Annotated in this window: 15 protein-coding genes; 13 read left to right on the forward strand and 2 right to left on the reverse strand. The window is 41.3% G+C overall.

What is annotated here, in order from left to right:
• The first annotated feature begins 619 nt into the window (after positions 1-619).
• The 3 genes from HMPREF9140_RS03625 (at position 620) to HMPREF9140_RS03635 (ending at position 3,822) form a co-directional block, all read left to right on the forward strand.
• Positions 620-1,540 carry a phosphate acyltransferase gene (locus HMPREF9140_RS03625; RefSeq protein ID WP_006951830.1) on the forward strand — a complete coding sequence of 307 codons (921 nt, stop codon included), beginning with the start codon at positions 620-622 and terminating at the stop codon, positions 1,538-1,540.
• Positions 1,541-1,584: 44 nt separating this feature from the next.
• The gene (gene buk, locus HMPREF9140_RS03630; protein ID WP_006951831.1) at positions 1,585-2,649 is read left to right on the forward strand and encodes a butyrate kinase; all 1,065 of its coding nucleotides are present in this window, start codon (positions 1,585-1,587) and stop codon (positions 2,647-2,649) included.
• A 309-nt stretch (positions 2,650-2,958) separates the two neighbouring features.
• On the forward strand, positions 2,959-3,822 hold the full coding sequence (locus HMPREF9140_RS03635) for a DUF4339 domain-containing protein (protein ID WP_006951833.1): 864 nt from the start codon (positions 2,959-2,961) through the stop codon (positions 3,820-3,822).
• 7 nt (positions 3,823-3,829) lie between these two features.
• Here the strand turns inward: HMPREF9140_RS03635 and HMPREF9140_RS03640 are convergent, their stop codons facing one another.
• Positions 3,830-4,786 carry a helix-turn-helix transcriptional regulator gene (locus HMPREF9140_RS03640; RefSeq protein ID WP_025073443.1) on the reverse strand — a complete coding sequence of 319 codons (957 nt, stop codon included), beginning with the start codon at positions 4,784-4,786 and terminating at the stop codon, positions 3,830-3,832.
• Positions 4,787-5,894: 1,108 nt separating this feature from the next.
• Between HMPREF9140_RS03640 and HMPREF9140_RS03645 the strand changes: the two genes are divergently transcribed.
• Together HMPREF9140_RS03645 and HMPREF9140_RS03650 are read left to right on the forward strand one after the other, a co-directional pair.
• The gene (locus HMPREF9140_RS03645) at positions 5,895-6,758 is read left to right on the forward strand and encodes a DUF6261 family protein (protein WP_006951837.1); all 864 of its coding nucleotides are present in this window, start codon (positions 5,895-5,897) and stop codon (positions 6,756-6,758) included.
• Positions 6,759-7,023: 265 nt separating this feature from the next.
• Positions 7,024-9,537, forward strand: a complete 2,514-nt coding sequence (locus HMPREF9140_RS03650; RefSeq protein WP_006951838.1) for a GH36-type glycosyl hydrolase domain-containing protein — start codon at positions 7,024-7,026, stop codon at positions 9,535-9,537.
• Positions 9,538-9,563: 26 nt separating this feature from the next.
• On the opposite strand, the gene HMPREF9140_RS03655 is transcribed toward HMPREF9140_RS03650, so the two are convergent.
• On the reverse strand, positions 9,564-11,120 hold the full coding sequence (locus HMPREF9140_RS03655) for an NAD(P)/FAD-dependent oxidoreductase (RefSeq protein ID WP_025073442.1): 1,557 nt from the start codon (positions 11,118-11,120) through the stop codon (positions 9,564-9,566).
• 256 nt (positions 11,121-11,376) lie between these two features.
• On the opposite strand from HMPREF9140_RS03655, the gene trxA reads away from it, so the two are divergent.
• The 8 genes from trxA (at position 11,377) to HMPREF9140_RS03690 (ending at position 17,514) form a co-directional block, all read left to right on the forward strand.
• The gene (gene trxA / locus HMPREF9140_RS03660; RefSeq protein WP_006951841.1) at positions 11,377-11,853 is read left to right on the forward strand and encodes a thioredoxin; all 477 of its coding nucleotides are present in this window, start codon (positions 11,377-11,379) and stop codon (positions 11,851-11,853) included.
• Positions 11,854-12,351: 498 nt separating this feature from the next.
• Positions 12,352-13,686 (forward strand): signal recognition particle protein, encoded by a 1,335-nt coding sequence (ffh, locus tag HMPREF9140_RS03665; protein ID WP_006951842.1) that lies wholly within the window; start codon positions 12,352-12,354, stop codon positions 13,684-13,686.
• Positions 13,687-13,714: 28 nt separating this feature from the next.
• Positions 13,715-14,599 (forward strand): bifunctional methylenetetrahydrofolate dehydrogenase/methenyltetrahydrofolate cyclohydrolase FolD, encoded by an 885-nt coding sequence (gene folD / locus HMPREF9140_RS03670; RefSeq protein WP_006951843.1) that lies wholly within the window; start codon positions 13,715-13,717, stop codon positions 14,597-14,599.
• A gap of 44 nt (positions 14,600-14,643) precedes the next feature.
• On the forward strand, positions 14,644-14,823 hold the full coding sequence (locus tag HMPREF9140_RS03675) for a tetratricopeptide repeat protein (RefSeq protein WP_006951844.1): 180 nt from the start codon (positions 14,644-14,646) through the stop codon (positions 14,821-14,823).
• Between the two features lie 12 nt (positions 14,824-14,835).
• A complete protein-coding gene (locus HMPREF9140_RS10170) occupies positions 14,836-15,069 on the forward strand; it encodes a 4Fe-4S dicluster domain-containing protein (protein WP_006951845.1) in 234 nt (77 codons plus the stop codon).
• 4 nt (positions 15,070-15,073) lie between these two features.
• Complete coding sequence (locus HMPREF9140_RS03680) at positions 15,074-16,159, forward strand: 3-methyl-2-oxobutanoate dehydrogenase subunit VorB (protein ID WP_006951846.1); 1,086 nt, start codon at positions 15,074-15,076, stop codon at positions 16,157-16,159.
• 18 nt (positions 16,160-16,177) lie between these two features.
• On the forward strand, positions 16,178-16,945 hold the full coding sequence (locus HMPREF9140_RS03685) for a thiamine pyrophosphate-dependent enzyme (RefSeq protein ID WP_006951847.1): 768 nt from the start codon (positions 16,178-16,180) through the stop codon (positions 16,943-16,945).
• A gap of 20 nt (positions 16,946-16,965) precedes the next feature.
• The gene (locus tag HMPREF9140_RS03690) at positions 16,966-17,514 is read left to right on the forward strand and encodes a 2-oxoacid:acceptor oxidoreductase family protein (RefSeq protein WP_006951848.1); all 549 of its coding nucleotides are present in this window, start codon (positions 16,966-16,968) and stop codon (positions 17,512-17,514) included.
• Positions 17,515-17,884: the final 370 nt, after the last annotated feature.

Raw genomic sequence — 17,884 nt, forward strand, 5'->3', positions numbered from 1 at the left:
CCTTTCGCCAAAAACGATAGTACCTTTCGCCAAAAACGATAGTACCTTTCGCCAAAAACGATAGTACCTTTCGCCAAAAACGATAGTACCTTTCGCCAAAAACGATAGTACCTTTCGCCAAAAACGATAGTACCTTTCGCCAAAAACGATAGTACCTTTCGCCAAAAACGATAGTACCTTTCGCCAAAAACGATAGTACCTTTCGCCAAAAACGATAGTACCTTTCGCCAAAAACGATAGTACTTTTCAACTAAAACGATAGTACTTTTCACCAAAAACGATAGTACTTTTTAGAAAGAAATATATCAACTACTGTTATTGTAGCAGATTATCTCGGGAGTTAATAGGTAGTGTTATCTTCCTTTGAAGTTTATTTTAGCACTTAACATTTACATTAACGAAAGTCATTGATTTATATACACCGTATTCACAAATACTTTTTTATTATCTCTTTCTCTCAGTAGTAGCATGTTATTGGGTTTTAACAGGGTGTATTCTATACAATATGCAATGTCGTCTCTTAAGTAGAACTTGTGTGGGACGATGCTTATGTTTTTAAAGAAACAATTTTGTAACTTTGCTTCCACTTTGATATACTGAGAGAAAAATTCATACACTTATGACCTACACCAGGGAAACCATTGCGAGTTTCGACCAATTATTGTCGCACCTCGTCGAGAGAAAAATCCAAAAATATGTCGCAGTTGTTTGGCCCGAAGACGAGCACACGCGAGAGGCCTTCGAAAAGGCTGCGGAGGAAGGCTTCATCGTTCCGATACTGTTTGCCTCGGAAAACACGTATAAACACTATGACGGACAGTTTGAAACGATACTGGCTGACTGTCCGGAAGACGCGTCAGCAAAGGCTGTAGCGTATGTTCGTGAGCATAAAGCCGACGTTATCATGAAAGGATTCGTGAACACTGATGTACTACTTCGTGCGGTGCTCAATAAGGAAACTGGAATCCTACCGAAAGGAAACGTGCTGACGCATATTGCATCGGCCAAGCTACCCGACTATCCGAAGCTGATTTTCTTCACAGATGCAGCCGTGATTCCGTTCCCAACTAACGAGCAACGAGAGGCACAAGTTGAATATATCGTGAGTTTCTGCCATACGTTTGGTATTGAAACCCCGAGAATATCACTCATACATTGCTCTGAAAAACCCGACGGACGCCATTTCCCCTATACCGAGCACTATTTACAGCTGAAAGAGCAGGCCAAGTCCGGGAAATTTGGTAAATGCGTTATTGATGGGCCACTCGACCTCAAAACATCGTGTTCGCCCGAAGCCTTACATACCAAAAAACTCGATTCACCCATCCACGGAGAGGCCGACGCCCTGATTATGCCCGACATCGAGGCCGGAAATCTATTCTATAAAGCCATAACACTTTTCGGACACGCCGAAACAGCCGCTGTGCTTCAGGGACCAAGCGTACCGGTAGTGCTCCCCAGTCGTGGTGACACGGTTGAATCGAAACTCTATAGTCTTGCGTTGGCTACACTCATATCAAATAGTCGAGGTGTAATCTAGAAAGCTATCTGACAATTTTCCAGAAACAATTTATATTTCACTACATGTACAAGATTTTAGCTATAAACCCCGGTTCAACATCTACGAAAATATCGCTTGCCAATGACGATCAACCCGTTTTCGTTGCCGATATTCCGCATTCAAGAGAAGAACTGAGTCAGTTCAAAAAAATTTCAGACCAATATAACTTTCGTAAACAACTTGTAATCGACGAATTCAAAAAACGTAATATTCCGCTTGAGTTTGATGCTGTGATTGGGCGTGGCGGACTGGCAAAACCTGTGCCTAGTGGTGTCTTTAAAGTGACTCCGCAAATGATGGAAGACCAGCGCCATGCAATTCACCAACACGCTTGCGACCTGGGATGTATGATAGCCTATGAAATTGCAGAAGAAATTCCGGGTGGTTGCCCGAGCTTCATAGCCGATCCGGGTGTTGTCGATGAAATGGCTCCAGAGGCTCACGTATCGGGCTCACCACTGATGCCGCGCGTTGCTATATGGCATGCACTGAACCAAAAGGCCATCGGGCGGCGATATGCCCGTGATATCGGTAAGAGATACGAACAGTTGAATCTCATCATCTGTCATCTTGGCGGCGGAATCTCTATTGCAGCTCATCAGAAGGGGCGCGCAATCGATGCCAATAATGCCCTTGATGGTGAAGGTCCATTCTCGCCCGAAAGAGCTGGTTCGCTGCCTGCATCAGATTTAATTCACCTGTGCTATAGTGGGAAGTTCACCGAAGAAGAACTCCTCAACAGAATAAGTGGACACGCCGGAATCAGTGCGCATCTTGGAACAAACGACATGCGCGAAATCGAAAACCGAATCCTTGAAGGTGACAAGCATGCCGAGGCAATCGTATCGGCAATGATTTGGCATATTGCGAAAAATATAGCCGCAGAAGGAGCCGTTCTCTACGGTAAAGTTGATGCCATCCTTCTTACTGGTGGATTGGCACGTAGCGAATACATCGTTAGTCGCATAGCCAAAAGAATTGGATTCATCGCACCGGTGAAAATCTATCCTGGACAAGATGAGATGCTCGCACTCACCGAGAATGCTCTTGCAGTACTACGAGGCGAACGCGAGGTGCAAGATTATTGATATAATATTTAATTCAGGGAAAAGAGCCGTATGAGAATAACCCGAAAGGAACAAAAATACGGCTCTTTCTTTATGCACTTTTTAATAGAAAGGTACCATCGCCTTTACAGAAAGGTACTATCGTTTTTGGAAAAAGGTACTATCGTTTTGGCTGAAAAGTACTATCGTTTTTGGCAAAAAGTACTATCGTTTTACTCAAAAAGTACTATCGTTTTACTCAAAAAGTACTATCGTTTTTGGTAAAAGGTACTATCGTTTTTCATTGCAAAATTGGCTAACTGCGTCCTCACTAATTCTGGATCAAATAAAATGGAATACTACATCATAATTGATAATCGAAAAAAAGGCCCCTACAACATTAACGAACTTTATGCTCGCGGAATTGATGCCACAACTCTGGTTATGCCCGAAGGTACGATGCAATGGACACCGGCCTGGAAAATAAACGAACTCCGCGAATTGCTAACTACCGAGGAATCTGTACAACCGACAGCTGAAAATATCGTGATGGGAGACCCGACACAGGAAATTCCTTTGGTCGAAGCCCATCCAATAAACTCGTCGCTTGTTCATCCTATTGACCGACCTCGTAAACATAGTCGGTCGGGTTGCCTCATCGTTAGTCTAATAATTCTTATATCCCTAACAGCAATACTTATTTTCTCGTGCCCTACAACAGCCGACCATAAGGAAGCGTTGGCTAACGTAGTGACTGCAACCGTTAACGATGCTGTGAATGATGCTGATTCAACTCGAAGCAACGACTGGATGTCGCATACTTTCCAATCGATAAACAAGGCTTTTGCCGGTAAAATGATTGCGGCTGCGGTAGATAATCTTATAACCGTCGACAACTATATAGTTTGTTCTGTCGGTAAGGTGCACTACGACAGAAAGGACTATATCGTTTCGCTTGGTTTGTTGGGACACGTTTTCACAATCAACAAGGATGACCTTCGCAAAGCATCTGAACTCTACTATGATAAAGCTGAATTAAAAGTGAAAGATGAAATAAAAAAGAAAATGAACCGTATGCTAAAAGAAGACATGATGAATCCGCTCACTGACATGGTAAACAGTCTTGTCGGTTCGTCAGTAGACGGTGTGATTAAGGATATGATTGACGGTAATACAAATGTTCCAGACCTAAATCTAGATATCGATTCTATCTAAAAACAAATCACAATTTCACGCTGCCGATGTCAACAAGACTATTGACGATGGCGTAGATGGTTAAGCCGGCCGGAGAGTGGATTTGCAGCTTGCGAGCAATATTTCGGCGATGGGTAATGACGGTATTGGTGGATATACAAAGATGTCCAGCGATTTCTTTATTGGTCATTCCTTGCACGACACAGATAATAACATCCTTCTCGCGGTCACTCAAAGTTTCATTCGAGGCCTGGTTTTTACTAATCATGCTGGAGATTTTTACGCTGACGTCGTTTTGTTTGCTTTTCTTTTCAAGGCGACGTATGGCAGGAATGAAAATTTCGTCTTCGACATTGGCATGCTGGTCGAGCCAGTTTTCGCAGTTGTATATGTCGTAGAGTGTTGCGGTTAATTGTCGGTTGTGTTGTGAGTCAGAGGGAAGATATTTGATGATGATGTTTTTGAGTTCTTTTAGTCGTTGGTCGGTTTGAGAATGGTGTTTAGAGAATGTGTTGATATCGTAATTGTCGTTAGCCTTTCCTTCTAGAAGTGTATTGACATAAGGGAATACGGTTTTCTCTTCATATCGCATGTGTTTCCTTATATCATGAGCATATTCGTCGTAGAGTTTCATGATGAGTCTAGCCAAGTTATCTTTCTCATCGAGCGCTTCTTCGAGTTTTTTTCTGATGAAGGGTAATTCGAAGTCGAGATAGTAGCTGTGACTTGCTTCAAGATATTGCAGCAGGGTTGGAATTGACAGGCGGTCAGCATCGTCGAATTCTTTATATCCATTTATGGTGAAGTTTACGATTGCTAGGAATGTATATGTGTCTACGTTTTGACTTTCGCATACCTCCCGAACGGTTTTATCTCCAAACCCAAGGTTTATTCCGAAGCTTCCGAGGCTTTGAAGGAGATCATAATTATCACCGATGAGCAATATCATTTTATCATCGGCTTCGTACATCTTTTGTCTTTTCATAATCCAGCTAACGGTAATGAATCATATATGTTTCAGTGCAAAATAACGGCTTTTGGCTAAATCACGCAATCATAAATACTAGGTATTTGGAGAGAATACTAATCTTTAAGTATTGTGAGAAATTGAACCGTCAGATACCTTTGCAAACGAGTGCAGGGATGATTGCCACTCTTGGATAACCGGTGGTTAGGATAAGTTATAACTTCAATTCCTAACATATTGAGCCTAACTACGGTGGCAAGAACGCAATTGGTCAGCTGCACTCTTTTTGTTTGGCAAAAGTAGTGAATAGGAAATGGTTGCTTGCGGGATTCCATAACTTTTTTAGATGTTGCGACTATTTATAGAACCTATATTTATGTATCAGATATATCAAATGATTGGTGTCAGGACTTATAGATAGAGTTCGGACTTATTGCTTGACCGTAATAAGTATATATGTTTATCGGTTGAATAACCATTATGAAAATGAAATGTATGTATGTTTTATAGTTAAACATATTGCAGAAATGGTATATATAGGTGTGTTTCATATTCAATCATAGTGCGGAAATATAAAACTCACCTACATCTATCATTTATGCAGTCTGCGTAAATGATAGATGTAGGTGAGTTTTTAGTTAAACATATTGCAGAAATAGAAAACATACATGTGTTTTCTATTTCTGCATATTGAATGAATGTAAAATATATGTGTGTTTTAATGTTAATCAGGCTGCGGAACATAAAACATAGATGTTTTTAATGATTAATCATATTGCGGAGTATAAAACGTAGGTGTATTTGATGATTAAGCAGTTTGCTGAATATAAAACATAGGTGTGTTTAGTGATTAAGCAGTTTGCATGGGTTAAAAATCATATGTGTTTTTAGATCATAACTATTGTTTGGGTGGAAAACATATATGTGTTTTATGATTAGAACTGTGTTTTGATATATATCTTAGTTGAATTTATGTGTTATAAAATGTTATAAGTTTGATGATTTGCTGGAAAATCGATTCGATGGCCAATTATGAATCATTTTTAATACTACTTTTGTAATCGTAAGGTTTAAGTGAGCCCCAACTTAGATAGATATAATAACCAATTTATAAACATAACTGAATATGAACCCAATTAAAAGAATTGAGCAGACAAGGAGCAATCGACTAACACTCGGGCTACATGTTGACATGCAATCGCGCTTATATGCGCTAGTAACGAAAGTTTCTCCGGAGAAGATTCTTCTTAAACCTGAAGACATTTCTGAATGGAAGAAAATCATTGACTTAGAACAAGACGTTGCGCGTGCCGTTTCGGACTCTGAAATGACAGACAGATTGAGGAAGAAAAACGTTGAACGAGGCAAATTGATTACTTCTTTGTTTTCAGAGATTAGAAGTGCAATGCTTTCGCCACTTACAAACAAGTCAGAAGCAGGTCGAAGACTCTATCCGATTGTAAGAGCCTACAGGAATTTACAGCGCGAGAATATGAGTGAGCAGACTTCGCACATCGATGGACTGATTGTAGACCTCACGAAGGACGAACCGCAGAATGATTCGGTAACCATAGGAGTTAATCTACAGATAAATTTGCTTAGGCAGGCAAACGATGAGTTCAAAAGGTTAAGAGTTGAACGTTCACACGCAATGATTTTAGAGAATTTGCCAAGTAGCAAGACGGTTCGCAAGCAGGCAGATGAGATAACCGCATCTATTTTGATACACATAGAGACTGCTTACATTGTTGCTACAGATGCAGATCGCAAAGAAATATCGTCTCTAATCAATGAAATCAATCAAGTGATTCATGAAACGGCAACCACGCATAAGCAGGGAGCCATTCAACGGAAGAATGCAAGAGATAAAAAGAAGGATGAAGACAAAAACAAAGGTGGAGGCGGTAATCAAAAGAAGCCTAAGGATGGCGACAAAGACAAAACTCCAAAGCCCGGAAGAGAAGAAGACCCTGGCGAGGATAAAGTTTAGAATCGTAGTTAATATTTAATTATAGTTTTCTGCGAAAAACAGATTCCAGAAATCCATTTAAGTAGTTTTTGTATTATGCCCGGTGGTTTAGTTAATCTAAATCACCGGCATTTGTATGTATTTACATAATTTATTTGCCATGAATAAGTATATTTATTTTCTATTATATCATTCAGACATAAAAAAGGAACTATCGGCTAACATATCATTATAATTCAGATTGAGTGAATGGCTAACTTTGCCAAGAACAAATCTATTTATAATCATGCATGGAATACGTTACGGACATTTCGACGATGACCAAAAAGAATATGTAATCACCAATCCTGAAACTCCTTGGCCTTGGATTAACTATTTGGGTAATGAAAACTTCTTCTCTTTAATATCAAACACTGCCGGAGGGTATTCTTTTTACAAGGATGCAAAGTTCAGAAGGATAACGCGATACAGATATAATAATGTGCCGATAGACAATGATGGTAGGGCATTCTATATCGTAGATGATGACACGATTTGGAGTCCATCATGGAAACCATGTCGCACCAAACTAGATGATTATGAGTGTCGGCATGGAATGAACTACACGTGCATAACAGGACTCAAAAATGGTGTTGAAGCGTCAGTTTTATTTTTTGTTCCACTTCATGCAAATTGCGAGATTCAAAAAATGCATCTCGTAAACCATTCAAATACTAAAAAGCATCTGAAACTCTTTTCATTCCATGAATGGTGCTTATGGAATGCTGCGACAGATATGGAGAATTTCCAACGCAATTTATCGATTGGAGAGGTAGAAGTATGTGGTAGTACTATTTATCACAAAACAGAGTATCGCGAACGCCGCAATCATTATGCTTTCTACCATGTTTGCGAATTAATAAAAGGCTTCGATACAGACCGCGAACAGTTTGTTGGACTATATTCAGAGAAGAGTTTACCAAACGCTGTTCGCGATGGACAGTCGAAGAACAGTATTGCCCATGGTTGGAGTCCTATCGCAAGTCATCAACTCGAGTTTGATTTAGATCCAGGCGAGTCGCGCGATATTATTTTTATACTTGGATATGTAGAGAACAAGCAAAATGAGAAGTTTATCGATGCCGACGGCAACCTTTCAGCAAACGATTCGCTCACTTCAAGCATCAATAAACAGAAGGCAAATGATATGATTGAATCATTCAATAATGTTGAAAAGGTTGACCGCGCATTTGCTGAACTGAAAGAATATTGGGACGAACTGCTTGGAAAATTCGTTTTGGATTCCGGAAACAAGAAACTCGACCGGATGATTAATATTTGGAATCAGTATCAGTGCATGATAACATTCTGCATGTCGCGTTCGGCATCGTTTTTTGAGAGCGGGATAGGACGCGGAATGGGTTTTCGAGACTCAAATCAGGATTTGTTAGGATTCGTTCATCAAATTCCACAGCGAGCACGGCAAAGAATACTAGACATCGCATCTACACAATTTGCCGACGGAGGTTGCTACCATCAGTATCAACCACTAACAAAGCGTGGAAACAACGACATTGGCGGTGGATTTAACGATGACCCATGCTGGCTGATATTCGGAACAGTGGCATACATAAAGGAGACAGGAGATTTTGACATACTTCATGAATCGGTTCCATTCGATAACAAGCCAGGAACAGAGTGCACGCTGTTGGAACACATGTCTGTATCGCTGAATCATGTAATTTCAAACCTAGGACCGCACGGGCTTCCATTAATTGGGCGAGCCGACTGGAACGATTGTTTGAATATGAACTGTTTTAGTAACGATCCGAATGAAAGCTTCCAAACAACTGAGAATAATTCTGTTGGCTCGAAAGCTGAATCATTGATGATTGCAGGCTTATTTGTAGTTACCGCTCAAAGCTATGTTTCGCTATGCGAAGAACTATCAGAACGGCACTTAGAACTACAAAATGAATGTAAAATAAACCTAAAGAAAGAAGTCGAGCGGATTGCACAAGCAGTTTCTGACATGAAGGAAGCTGTTATGCAGTACGGATGGGACGGAGAATGGTTTCTGCGAGCATTCGATTTTAATGGTCGAAAGGTTGGAAGCCATGAAAACGCCGAAGGAAAAATATTTATAGAGAGTCAAGGCTGGTGCACCATGGCTCAAATAGGCAGCTCGAATGGTTATTGCGACAAAGCTCTCGACTCCGTGGCAAGGTTGCTTGAATGCGAACATGGAATTGTACTTCAAAACCCAGCGTTCACACATTATTATATTGAATATGGCGAAATTTCATCCTATCCGGAAGGTTACAAAGAGAACGCCGGCATTTTCTGTCATAATAACCCATGGATAATTATAGGCGAAGCTATGTTGGGCAGAGGCGATGATGCATGGCGGCACTATACGAAGATACTCCCATCGTATGTTGAAGAGCAAAATCAGCATCTTCATCGTATCGAACCGTATGTTTGCTGTCAAATGCTTGCCGGGAAAGACTCCGCACGACCAGGAGAAGGCAAAAATAGCTGGCTAACAGGAACCGCTGCATTGATGTGGCATGCAGCAACAGAGCATATTTTGGGCATCAAACCCGATTTTAATGGTATTCGTATAGACCCCTGCCTACCGAAAACTATGCATGAATACACGATTCGGAGAAAATTCCGAGGCGCAACATATACTATTCATCTGCATAACCAGTCAGGACGTACTAAAGGCATTAATCGAATCGAAGTTGATGGTAAGCCGATTGTCGGGAACCTCATTCGATTCGAAAAAGGAACTCATGATGTCGAGGTTTTTATGTGATTAATCGGTGTCGATAGCTTTTTCTATCATTCAAGAAACTCTTTTACCATATCGGCACAACGTTCTCCATCAATTGCAGAGCTTATTATACCGCCGGCATAACCTGCTCCTTCTCCGCATGGAAAGAGTCCGGATATTTGATGCATCAAAGTTGATGTGTCACGAGGAATGCGAACCGGCGAACTCGTTCGAGTTTCGGCTGCAATTAGGGTTGCGTCGGCTGTCAGAAATCCATGAGCCTGTCGACCAAATGTTATGAATGCTTTTTGAAGTCGAGTCACAATGTGTTTTGGCATCCAGAAGTGTAGCGGACTCGAAATTAAGCCTGGAGCATAGCTTGTGGATGGTAGAGAATACGATAGCCGGTTATCGATAAAGTCTGTCATACGCTGTGCAGGGGCTGTTTGCTTTCTGTTACCCTGTTGCCAAGCATCGGCTTCAATTTGTTCCTGAAGCCTCATTAAACGTAGAGTATCTTCGCCAGGTACATCTTCATGGCTAATTTGCACTACGATTCCTGAATTCGACCATTTTGAGCCTCGATTGGCAGGACTCATTCCATTCGTCACTATTTGCTGCCTGTCGGTTGCTGCCGGGATAACAAATCCTCCTGGACACATGCAGAACGAATATACTCCGCGATTCTCAACTTGGGTTACGAAAGAATATTCAGCTGGTGGGAGATATTGTCCTCTACCTTTGTCATTATGGTATTGAATGCAATCGATTAGCTCCGATGGGTGTTCCAATCGAACGCCGATAGCTATTCCTTTGGCTTCGATGGCAAGATTAGCATTTGAAAAGTATCGATAAATGTCGCGCGCAGAGTGTCCGGTTGCTAAAATTACTGGGCCATAGAAGTTTTGATGTTTGCCCGATGGTTGTTCGGTCTCAATACCAATTATTTTGTTTTGTTCTATTATGCAGGCAGTCATTTTGGTTTGAAAATGTACCTCACCTCCAGATTCGATTATAGTTTTTCTTATGTTTTCAATGACTTTGGGAAGCTTGTCTGTGCCTATATGAGGATGAGCATCGGCAAGAATTGATGTCGATGCACCATGCTGACAGAAAATGTTGAGTATTCTGTCAACCGAACCGCGTTTTTTGCTCCTAGTATAAAGTTTTCCATCAGAGAAAGCGCCTGCTCCACCCTCTCCGAAACAGTAGTTCGATTCAGGATCAACCTGTTGGGTTTTCGGAATCATCGAAATATCCTTCTTACGGGCACGAACATCTTTCCCCTGCTCGATTACTATCGGTCGAAGACCATGCTCAATTAGTCGCAATGCCGCAAAAAGCCCTGCCGGACCAGCGCCTACAACCAAAACAGATGTACATTTACTAACCTCTGGATAAAAAGTTTTAGTAAACTGATCATCTTCCGGTATTTCATTTATATATACGCTTACAGAAAGGTTCAGAAAAATGTCCCTATGACGTGCATCAATAGATCTTTTCAATATTCGCACATGGTTGATTTCATTGCTTGATAATCCTTTTTCGCGAGAAAGATATTCCTTTATTGATTCTGAATTATGTCCCACATGCGGAGAGACTCTGATTTGATATTCCTTAATCATAATGAGCACAAAATTAGTTATGAACATCTGTTTTAAGAAATATTTCTATGTATATATAGTAGTCGAAAATACATTTTGATAGGTATAAGTAGTATTGTTTACGTTGTGAAAAGTTAAGTTGATTAGTGTCGTGGTTAAAGCTTGTTAGATATTTATTATGTTTCAATCGGAAATTTGTTTGAAATAGTATCCATTTATATCTTCGCATACATTTCCAAATGGAACAATATCATTCAATTATTAAAAATAAAAAGCAATGAAACTATATTATTTAATCGGATTTATAATTTGGGCGCTGACAGTTGGTAGTTGCTCTCATGCAAATAACAAAATAACTCATAAATCTAAAAACAACATCGATCAAAAGTCAGATCAGAAAGTCGTCGAAATGAACGCCGCAATGTTCAAAGAAAAAATAACTGACTACACTAAAAACTCTGGTAATTGGAACTACAAAGGAAATCGTCCCGTTGTAATAGATTTCTATGCCACATGGTGTGGGCCTTGCAGAATAACTGCGCCTATAATTGACGAGCTTGCACGAGAATATGATGGACAAATAGAGTTCTACAAAGTTGATGTTGACAAGAACGCTGAGCTGTCGTCGGCATTCAACATACAGTCGATACCTACATTTTTGTTCATTCCAACGGCCGGACAACCTCAGCAATCAGTAGGAGTGATGACAAAATCACAGTTTGAAGAAATTATAAAGCAAAATCTGCTGAAATAAGGAATCAAACAATATAAATGAAGATAGTATTTGTAGAATCCTCGAATTCTACATGTCAATTGTATCGTTCTAGCATCAAATAATTGAATCGTTCAATCTGAATACAAATGAATTAATACTGTTTTCCGCAGCGAAAGATAACGATAGTCGTCAGCTCGTCAGCAGATTGCTCTGCGAGCTGAATCAGACTCGCCCGAACACCTAAAAATTCCTTGCGTCACTTGAATGTAAGGAGTTAATCGAGCATAAGATACCTAATCACGATAATCGTTGTCAATCTTTCCGGATAATTTTGAAATGTTTTGAACAGTTGCAACACATAAACTGCGAAAGTTTCAGACTCCAATCTAACTTGGAATTACTCTTTGCATGAAGTTTCTGATTCATTCCTCCTCAACAGATATATAATATCGGTGGGCTTTTTTGAGTACAGTATTCGGAAATCCGGACTTTTAATTTATCTTTGCATAGTCTGAAATCTAGAAATACATAAAAACAATGTTTGAGAATTTAAGCGATCGTCTTGAACGCTCCTTTAAGATTCTAAAAGGAGAAGGAAAAATAACGGAGATAAACGTTGCTGAAACTTTGAAGGATGTGCGTAGGGCTTTGCTTGATGCCGACGTAAACTATAAGGTGGCTAAAACCTTTACCGATAATGTTAAGCAAAAAGCTCTTGGAATGGACGTTCTCACGGCAGTTAAGCCCGGACAACTAATGGTGAAAATTGTTCACGACGAATTGGCTGAGCTGATGGGAGGTGAAGCCGTTGGCCTTAAATTAGACGGGAAACCAGCAGTAATTCTGATGAGCGGACTGCAAGGGTCGGGTAAAACAACCTTTTCTGGTAAGCTGGCACAATTTCTGAAGAAGAAAGAACATAAGAATCCAATGCTCGTAGCATGCGATGTTTATCGTCCGGCCGCCATTGAACAGCTCAAAGTGGTTGGACAGCAAGTGAACGTATCGGTTTATAGTGAGCCCGAAAATAAAAAGGTGAATGAAATAGCTGAGAACGCCATTAAGGAAGCTAAAGTAAAAGGCAACGATTTGGTTATTATTGATACCGCCGGTCGATTGGCCGTAGACGAAGAAATGATGAATGAAATCGAGAGCTTGAAGAATCATATTCATCCTGATGAAACACTCTTCGTGGTTGATTCGATGACTGGCCAGGATGCAGTGAATACGGCTAAAGAATTCAATGATCGGTTGGATTTCGACGGTGTAGTTCTCACGAAACTAGACGGTGACACGCGTGGCGGTGCAGCCCTTTCAATCCGGACTGTTGTGACCAAACCTATAAAGTTTGTTGGAACCGGCGAAAAAATGGAGGCACTAGACACGTTCCATCCATCAAGAATGGCTGACCGAATATTGGGCATGGGTGATGTAGTTTCGCTTGTTGAGAGAGCGCAAGAACAGTTCGATGAAGAAGAAGCGAAGAAACTGCAAAAAAAGATTCAAAAGAATCAATTCGATTTCAACGACTTCTACAAACAGATTCAGCAGATCAAAAAGATGGGTAATCTAAAGGACCTAGCCTCTATGATCCCAGGAGTTGGTAAAGCTATTCGCGACGTAGACATTGATGACAATTCTTTTAAGTCGGTTGAGGCGATTATACAGAGTATGACTCCGAAAGAACGTACTAACCCTGAACTACTGAATACTTCGCGTAGGCAAAGAATAGCTAAAGGTTCAGGAACGAATATTCTTGAAGTGAATAGGCTAATAAAACAATTTGATCAAACCCGAAAGATGATGAAAATGGTCACCGGTTCAAGAATGTCGGGTATGGTGGGTAGAATGGGTGGAATGCCCAAGTTGTAAAAGCTTTGAAAAACAAATCATACAAGTTATGGAATATAATTTAATAGATGGTAAGGCAACCGCAACTGCCATTAAAAAAGAAATTGCGGAAGAGGTTAAGAAAATCGTTGCATCAGGAGGCAAGAAACCACATTTGGCTGCCGTTCTTGTTGGACACGACGGTGGTAGTGAAACCTATGTAAAAAATAAAGTGCTCTCTTGCGAGCAATGCGGGTTCAAATCCACACTTATTCGTTTCGAAGAGAATGTAACGGAGGAAGAGCTGTTGGCTTGTGTCTACAAGCTGAACGAGGAAGAAGATATTGATGGCTTCATTGTTCAGTTGCCACTTCCGAAGCACATTGATGAACAGAAGATTATTATGGCCGTAGACTATAAGAAAGATGTTGACGGATTCCATCCAATTAATGTCGGTCGTATGGCAATCGGTCTCCCCTGTTTTATCTCGGCTACCCCTTTGGGAATCCTGACTCTTTTGCAGCACTACAAAATTGAAACCTCGGGGAAGAAGTGTGTGATTCTCGGCAGAAGTAATATTGTAGGTAAACCCATGGCGCAGCTGATGATGCAGAAGCAATATGGCGATGCTACTGTGACAGTTTGCCATTCACATTCGGCTACGTTGAAAGAAGAATGCCGTGAAGCTGATATAATTATCGCAGCTATAGGACGTCCCGAGTTTGTTACTGCTGATATGGTAAAAGAAGGAGCCGTAGTAATTGATGTTGGCACGACTCGTGTTGAAGATGCAACCAGAAAACAAGGATTCCGTCTTTGTGGTGACGTTAAGTTTGATGAAGTGGCATCTAGGTGCAGTTATATAACTCCAGTTCCTGGAGGAGTCGGTCCGATGACCATCTGCTCACTTATGAAAAATACTCTCGCCGCAGGCAAAAAAGAATTCTATAAATAGGAAACATGAAATAATTTATTTAGCGAACAAGATTAATTTAAATAATGACGTCAGAAGAATATTTCCAACTTGGTAACGAGTATAGAAAAAAAGGCGATTGGCAGCATGCCTTGGATAATTATATGGAAGCCATTGCTCTCAATCCTGAATCACCAGCTGTCGAAGCTAAGAAATTACTGGAAGATATTCTGAACTTCTATAACAAAGACGCATATAACCCTTAAAATACAAAGACTATGAGCAAGATTAAGGGAGCCATAGTAGTAGACACCGATCGATGCAAAGGATGCCAATTATGTATCGTTGCATGTCCGAAAGATGTCATTGATTTGGCTCAAAAAAAAGTGAATGTCCATGGCTATCCGTATGTTGAAGCAGCTGATCCTGACAAGTGTATCGGTTGTACTGCATGTGCGGTAGTTTGTCCGGACGGGTGTATAACAGTTTATCGCATGAAAGTGGAGGAATAGTGAAATGGCAGAACATGAGATTACATTAATGAAAGGCAACGAAGCGATAGCACATGCTGCCATTCGATGTGGAGCTGATGCCTTTTTCGGCTATCCTATAACTCCGCAAAGTGAGATTATTGAAACGCTTTCACTTCTTAAACCTTGGGAAACAACCGGTATGGTTGTGTTGCAGGCCGAGAGCGAAGTGGCATCAATCAACATGGTTTATGGTGGAGCCGGCGCAGGTAAACGTGTGTTCACCACATCGTCGTCGCCCGGTGTAGCGCTTATGCAAGAAGGCATTAGCTATATGGCCGGAGCCGAACTTCCTGGAGTATTTGTTAACGTGCAACGTGGCGGCCCCGGATTAGGAACCATCCAGCCGAGCCAGAGCGACTACTTCCAGGCAACACGCGGAGGAGGCAATGGCGACTATAATGTCATCGTGTTAGCACCCAACTCGGTTCAGGAAATGGCCGACTTTGTTGATTTGGCCTTTGAATTGGCGTTCAAATATCGCAATCCGGCCATGATTCTTTCCGACGGAGTAATCGGTCAGATGATGGAAAAGGTTGTTCTTCCACCTCAAAAGCCCCGTCGAACAGAAGAAGAAGTTCTGAAGGAATGTCCGTGGGCAACTTTCGGCCGCAAAGGCGAACGAACTCCAAACATTATCACATCCCTTGAGTTAAAACCCGAGGTGATGGAGGTGCGCAACTTGCATTTGCAGAAGAAGTATAAAAAAATTAGAGAGACTGAAGTCAGATACGAAACCATGCAATGCGAGGATGCAGAATATATCATTGTGAGCTTCGGTAGTGCAGCCCGAATTGGTGAAAAAGCCATAGAGCAAGCGCGTGAAGAGGGTATAAAGGTTGGGTTGTTCCGTCCTATCACTCTATGGCCTTTCCCGAGCAAAGAGATAGTCGAGGTTGCGAAAAACACTAAAGGCATTTTGGTTTCCGAGATAAACGCTGGTCAGATGGTACAAGATGTTCGGTTAGCCATAAACGGTGCATTGCCCGTAGAGCATTTCGGTCGTCTTGGCGGAATTGTCCCTGAGCCTGAAGAAATCATCGGTGCTTTGAAGGAAAAATTAATGAAGTAGTTTAAGGAGGAATTCACAATGACAAATAGAATAATTGCACCAGAGAACTTGGTTTATGAAAAACCAAAGCTCATGAACGATACAGCCATGCACTATTGCCCTGGCTGTTCGCACGGAGTGGTTCATAAATTAGTGGCCGAGGTTGTGGCCGAAATGGGAATGGAAGATAAAACCGTAGGCGTGTGCCCTGTTGGATGTGCGGTGTTTGCTTATCGCTATCTCGATATTGACTGGCAGGAAGCAGCTCACGGGCGTGCTCCGGCTGTAGCTACTGGGGTTAAGCGTGTATGGCCCGACCGACTCGTATTTACCTATCAAGGCGATGGTGATTTGGCCTGTATCGGAGCAGCCGAAACCATACATGCCCTTAACAGAGGCGAAAATATTCCGATTATCTTCATAAATAATGCTATCTACGGGATGACCGGTGGACAGATGGCTCCTACAACCCTGCTTGGACAAAAAACAGCAACCTGTCCATTCGGCCGCGAACCTGATCTGCACGGTTATCCATTGAACATAACCGAGTTGGCCAGCCACTTGAAAGGTACCTGCTATGTGACCCGTCAGAGCGTCGACACCATGGCTTCTATAGCCAAGGCAAAGAAAGCCATCAGAAAAGCTTTCGATGCCAGCATGCAAGGTAAAGGAAGCTCATTGATAGAGATTGTTTCGACCTGTAATAGTGGTTGGAAAATGTCGCCTGTAAAAGCCAATGAATGGATGCGTGAAAACATGTTCAAGGAATATGTGAAAGGCGACCTCAAGGACACAACCGCTCTATAATCATTAATATTTGCAGAAACATGAAAACAGAAATAATAATTAGTGGTTTCGGTGGACAAGGAGTTCTTTCGATGGGAAAGATTCTCGCTTATTCCGGACTGATGGAAGATAAAGAGGTGACTTGGATGCCGGCTTACGGACCGGAACAACGCGGAGGTACGGCTAACGTAACAGTAATTGTGAGCGACACACGTGTGTCGTCGCCAATACTTAGTAAGTATGATGTGGCAATAGTGCTGAATCAACCCTCGCTCGATAAGTTCGAACCGAAAATAAAAGAAGGTGGAATTCTTATTTATGACGGTTTCGGAGTTATGAATCCACCAACACGGAAAGATATAATTGTCTATCGTATAGATGCGATGGACAAAGCTGCAGAGATGAAGAACTCTAAGGTGTTCAACATGATTGTTCTCGGAGGATTATTGAAAGTATGTCCTGTTGTAAGTACCGAAGGACTGAATAAAGCCCTGTTCAAGAGTCTTCCGGAACGCCATCATTCTATGATTCCGCTTAATATGGAAGCAGTGGAAGAAGGAATGAAAATTATAACCGAACAGCATTTATAGCCATAAATACTCTTCAGAGTAAAAGGTTCAGTAAATAAGCGGGCGGATGTATCGAAAGATATGTCCGCTCGTTCATTATTTACTCGGTATGAGAATAAGAATACAAGTGGGCCCTAATATTCCTTGTTTTATTACTAATCAAACAGATGGAAGAAGTATAATATTACTACTGTTTTTTGCAGTATGCTTGTCTGAATGAATTGAATAATATACCTTTGCCGCCATGAGTTTTGAATCTACCTTTTATTATAGCAACAGCACGGCGCGAGAGAATTTCACTTCTCCCGTGTTTTTTAACGCTATATTCTTGCAGGGTTCAGAAAAAGTGCTAACACACACACACACACACACACACACACACACACACACA

The organism is Prevotella micans F0438, from assembly GCF_000243035.1.
In the GTDB taxonomy this organism is placed as follows: Bacteria; Bacteroidota; Bacteroidia; order Bacteroidales; family Bacteroidaceae; genus Prevotella; species Prevotella micans.

Excerpts from the sequence above, each read along its gene's own strand:
- HMPREF9140_RS03625 (WP_006951830.1), top strand. The coding sequence starts at position 620 with ATGACCTACACCAGGGAAACCATTGCGAGTTTCGACCAATTATTGTCG.
- buk (WP_006951831.1), top strand. The coding sequence starts at position 1,585 with ATGTACAAGATTTTAGCTATAAACCCCGGTTCAACATCTACGAAAATA.
- HMPREF9140_RS03635 (WP_006951833.1), top strand. The coding sequence starts at position 2,959 with ATGGAATACTACATCATAATTGATAATCGAAAAAAAGGCCCCTACAAC.
- HMPREF9140_RS03640 (WP_025073443.1), bottom strand. The coding sequence starts at position 4,786 with ATGAAAAGACAAAAGATGTACGAAGCCGATGATAAAATGATATTGCTC.
- HMPREF9140_RS03645 (WP_006951837.1), top strand. The coding sequence starts at position 5,895 with ATGAACCCAATTAAAAGAATTGAGCAGACAAGGAGCAATCGACTAACA.
- HMPREF9140_RS03650 (WP_006951838.1), top strand. The coding sequence starts at position 7,024 with ATGCATGGAATACGTTACGGACATTTCGACGATGACCAAAAAGAATAT.
- HMPREF9140_RS03655 (WP_025073442.1), bottom strand. The coding sequence starts at position 11,120 with ATGATTAAGGAATATCAAATCAGAGTCTCTCCGCATGTGGGACATAAT.
- trxA (WP_006951841.1), top strand. The coding sequence starts at position 11,377 with ATGAAACTATATTATTTAATCGGATTTATAATTTGGGCGCTGACAGTT.
- ffh (WP_006951842.1), top strand. The coding sequence starts at position 12,352 with ATGTTTGAGAATTTAAGCGATCGTCTTGAACGCTCCTTTAAGATTCTA.
- folD (WP_006951843.1), top strand. The coding sequence starts at position 13,715 with ATGGAATATAATTTAATAGATGGTAAGGCAACCGCAACTGCCATTAAA.
- HMPREF9140_RS03675 (WP_006951844.1), top strand. The coding sequence starts at position 14,644 with ATGACGTCAGAAGAATATTTCCAACTTGGTAACGAGTATAGAAAAAAA.
- HMPREF9140_RS10170 (WP_006951845.1), top strand. The coding sequence starts at position 14,836 with ATGAGCAAGATTAAGGGAGCCATAGTAGTAGACACCGATCGATGCAAA.
- HMPREF9140_RS03680 (WP_006951846.1), top strand. The coding sequence starts at position 15,074 with ATGGCAGAACATGAGATTACATTAATGAAAGGCAACGAAGCGATAGCA.
- HMPREF9140_RS03685 (WP_006951847.1), top strand. The coding sequence starts at position 16,178 with ATGACAAATAGAATAATTGCACCAGAGAACTTGGTTTATGAAAAACCA.
- HMPREF9140_RS03690 (WP_006951848.1), top strand. The coding sequence starts at position 16,966 with ATGAAAACAGAAATAATAATTAGTGGTTTCGGTGGACAAGGAGTTCTT.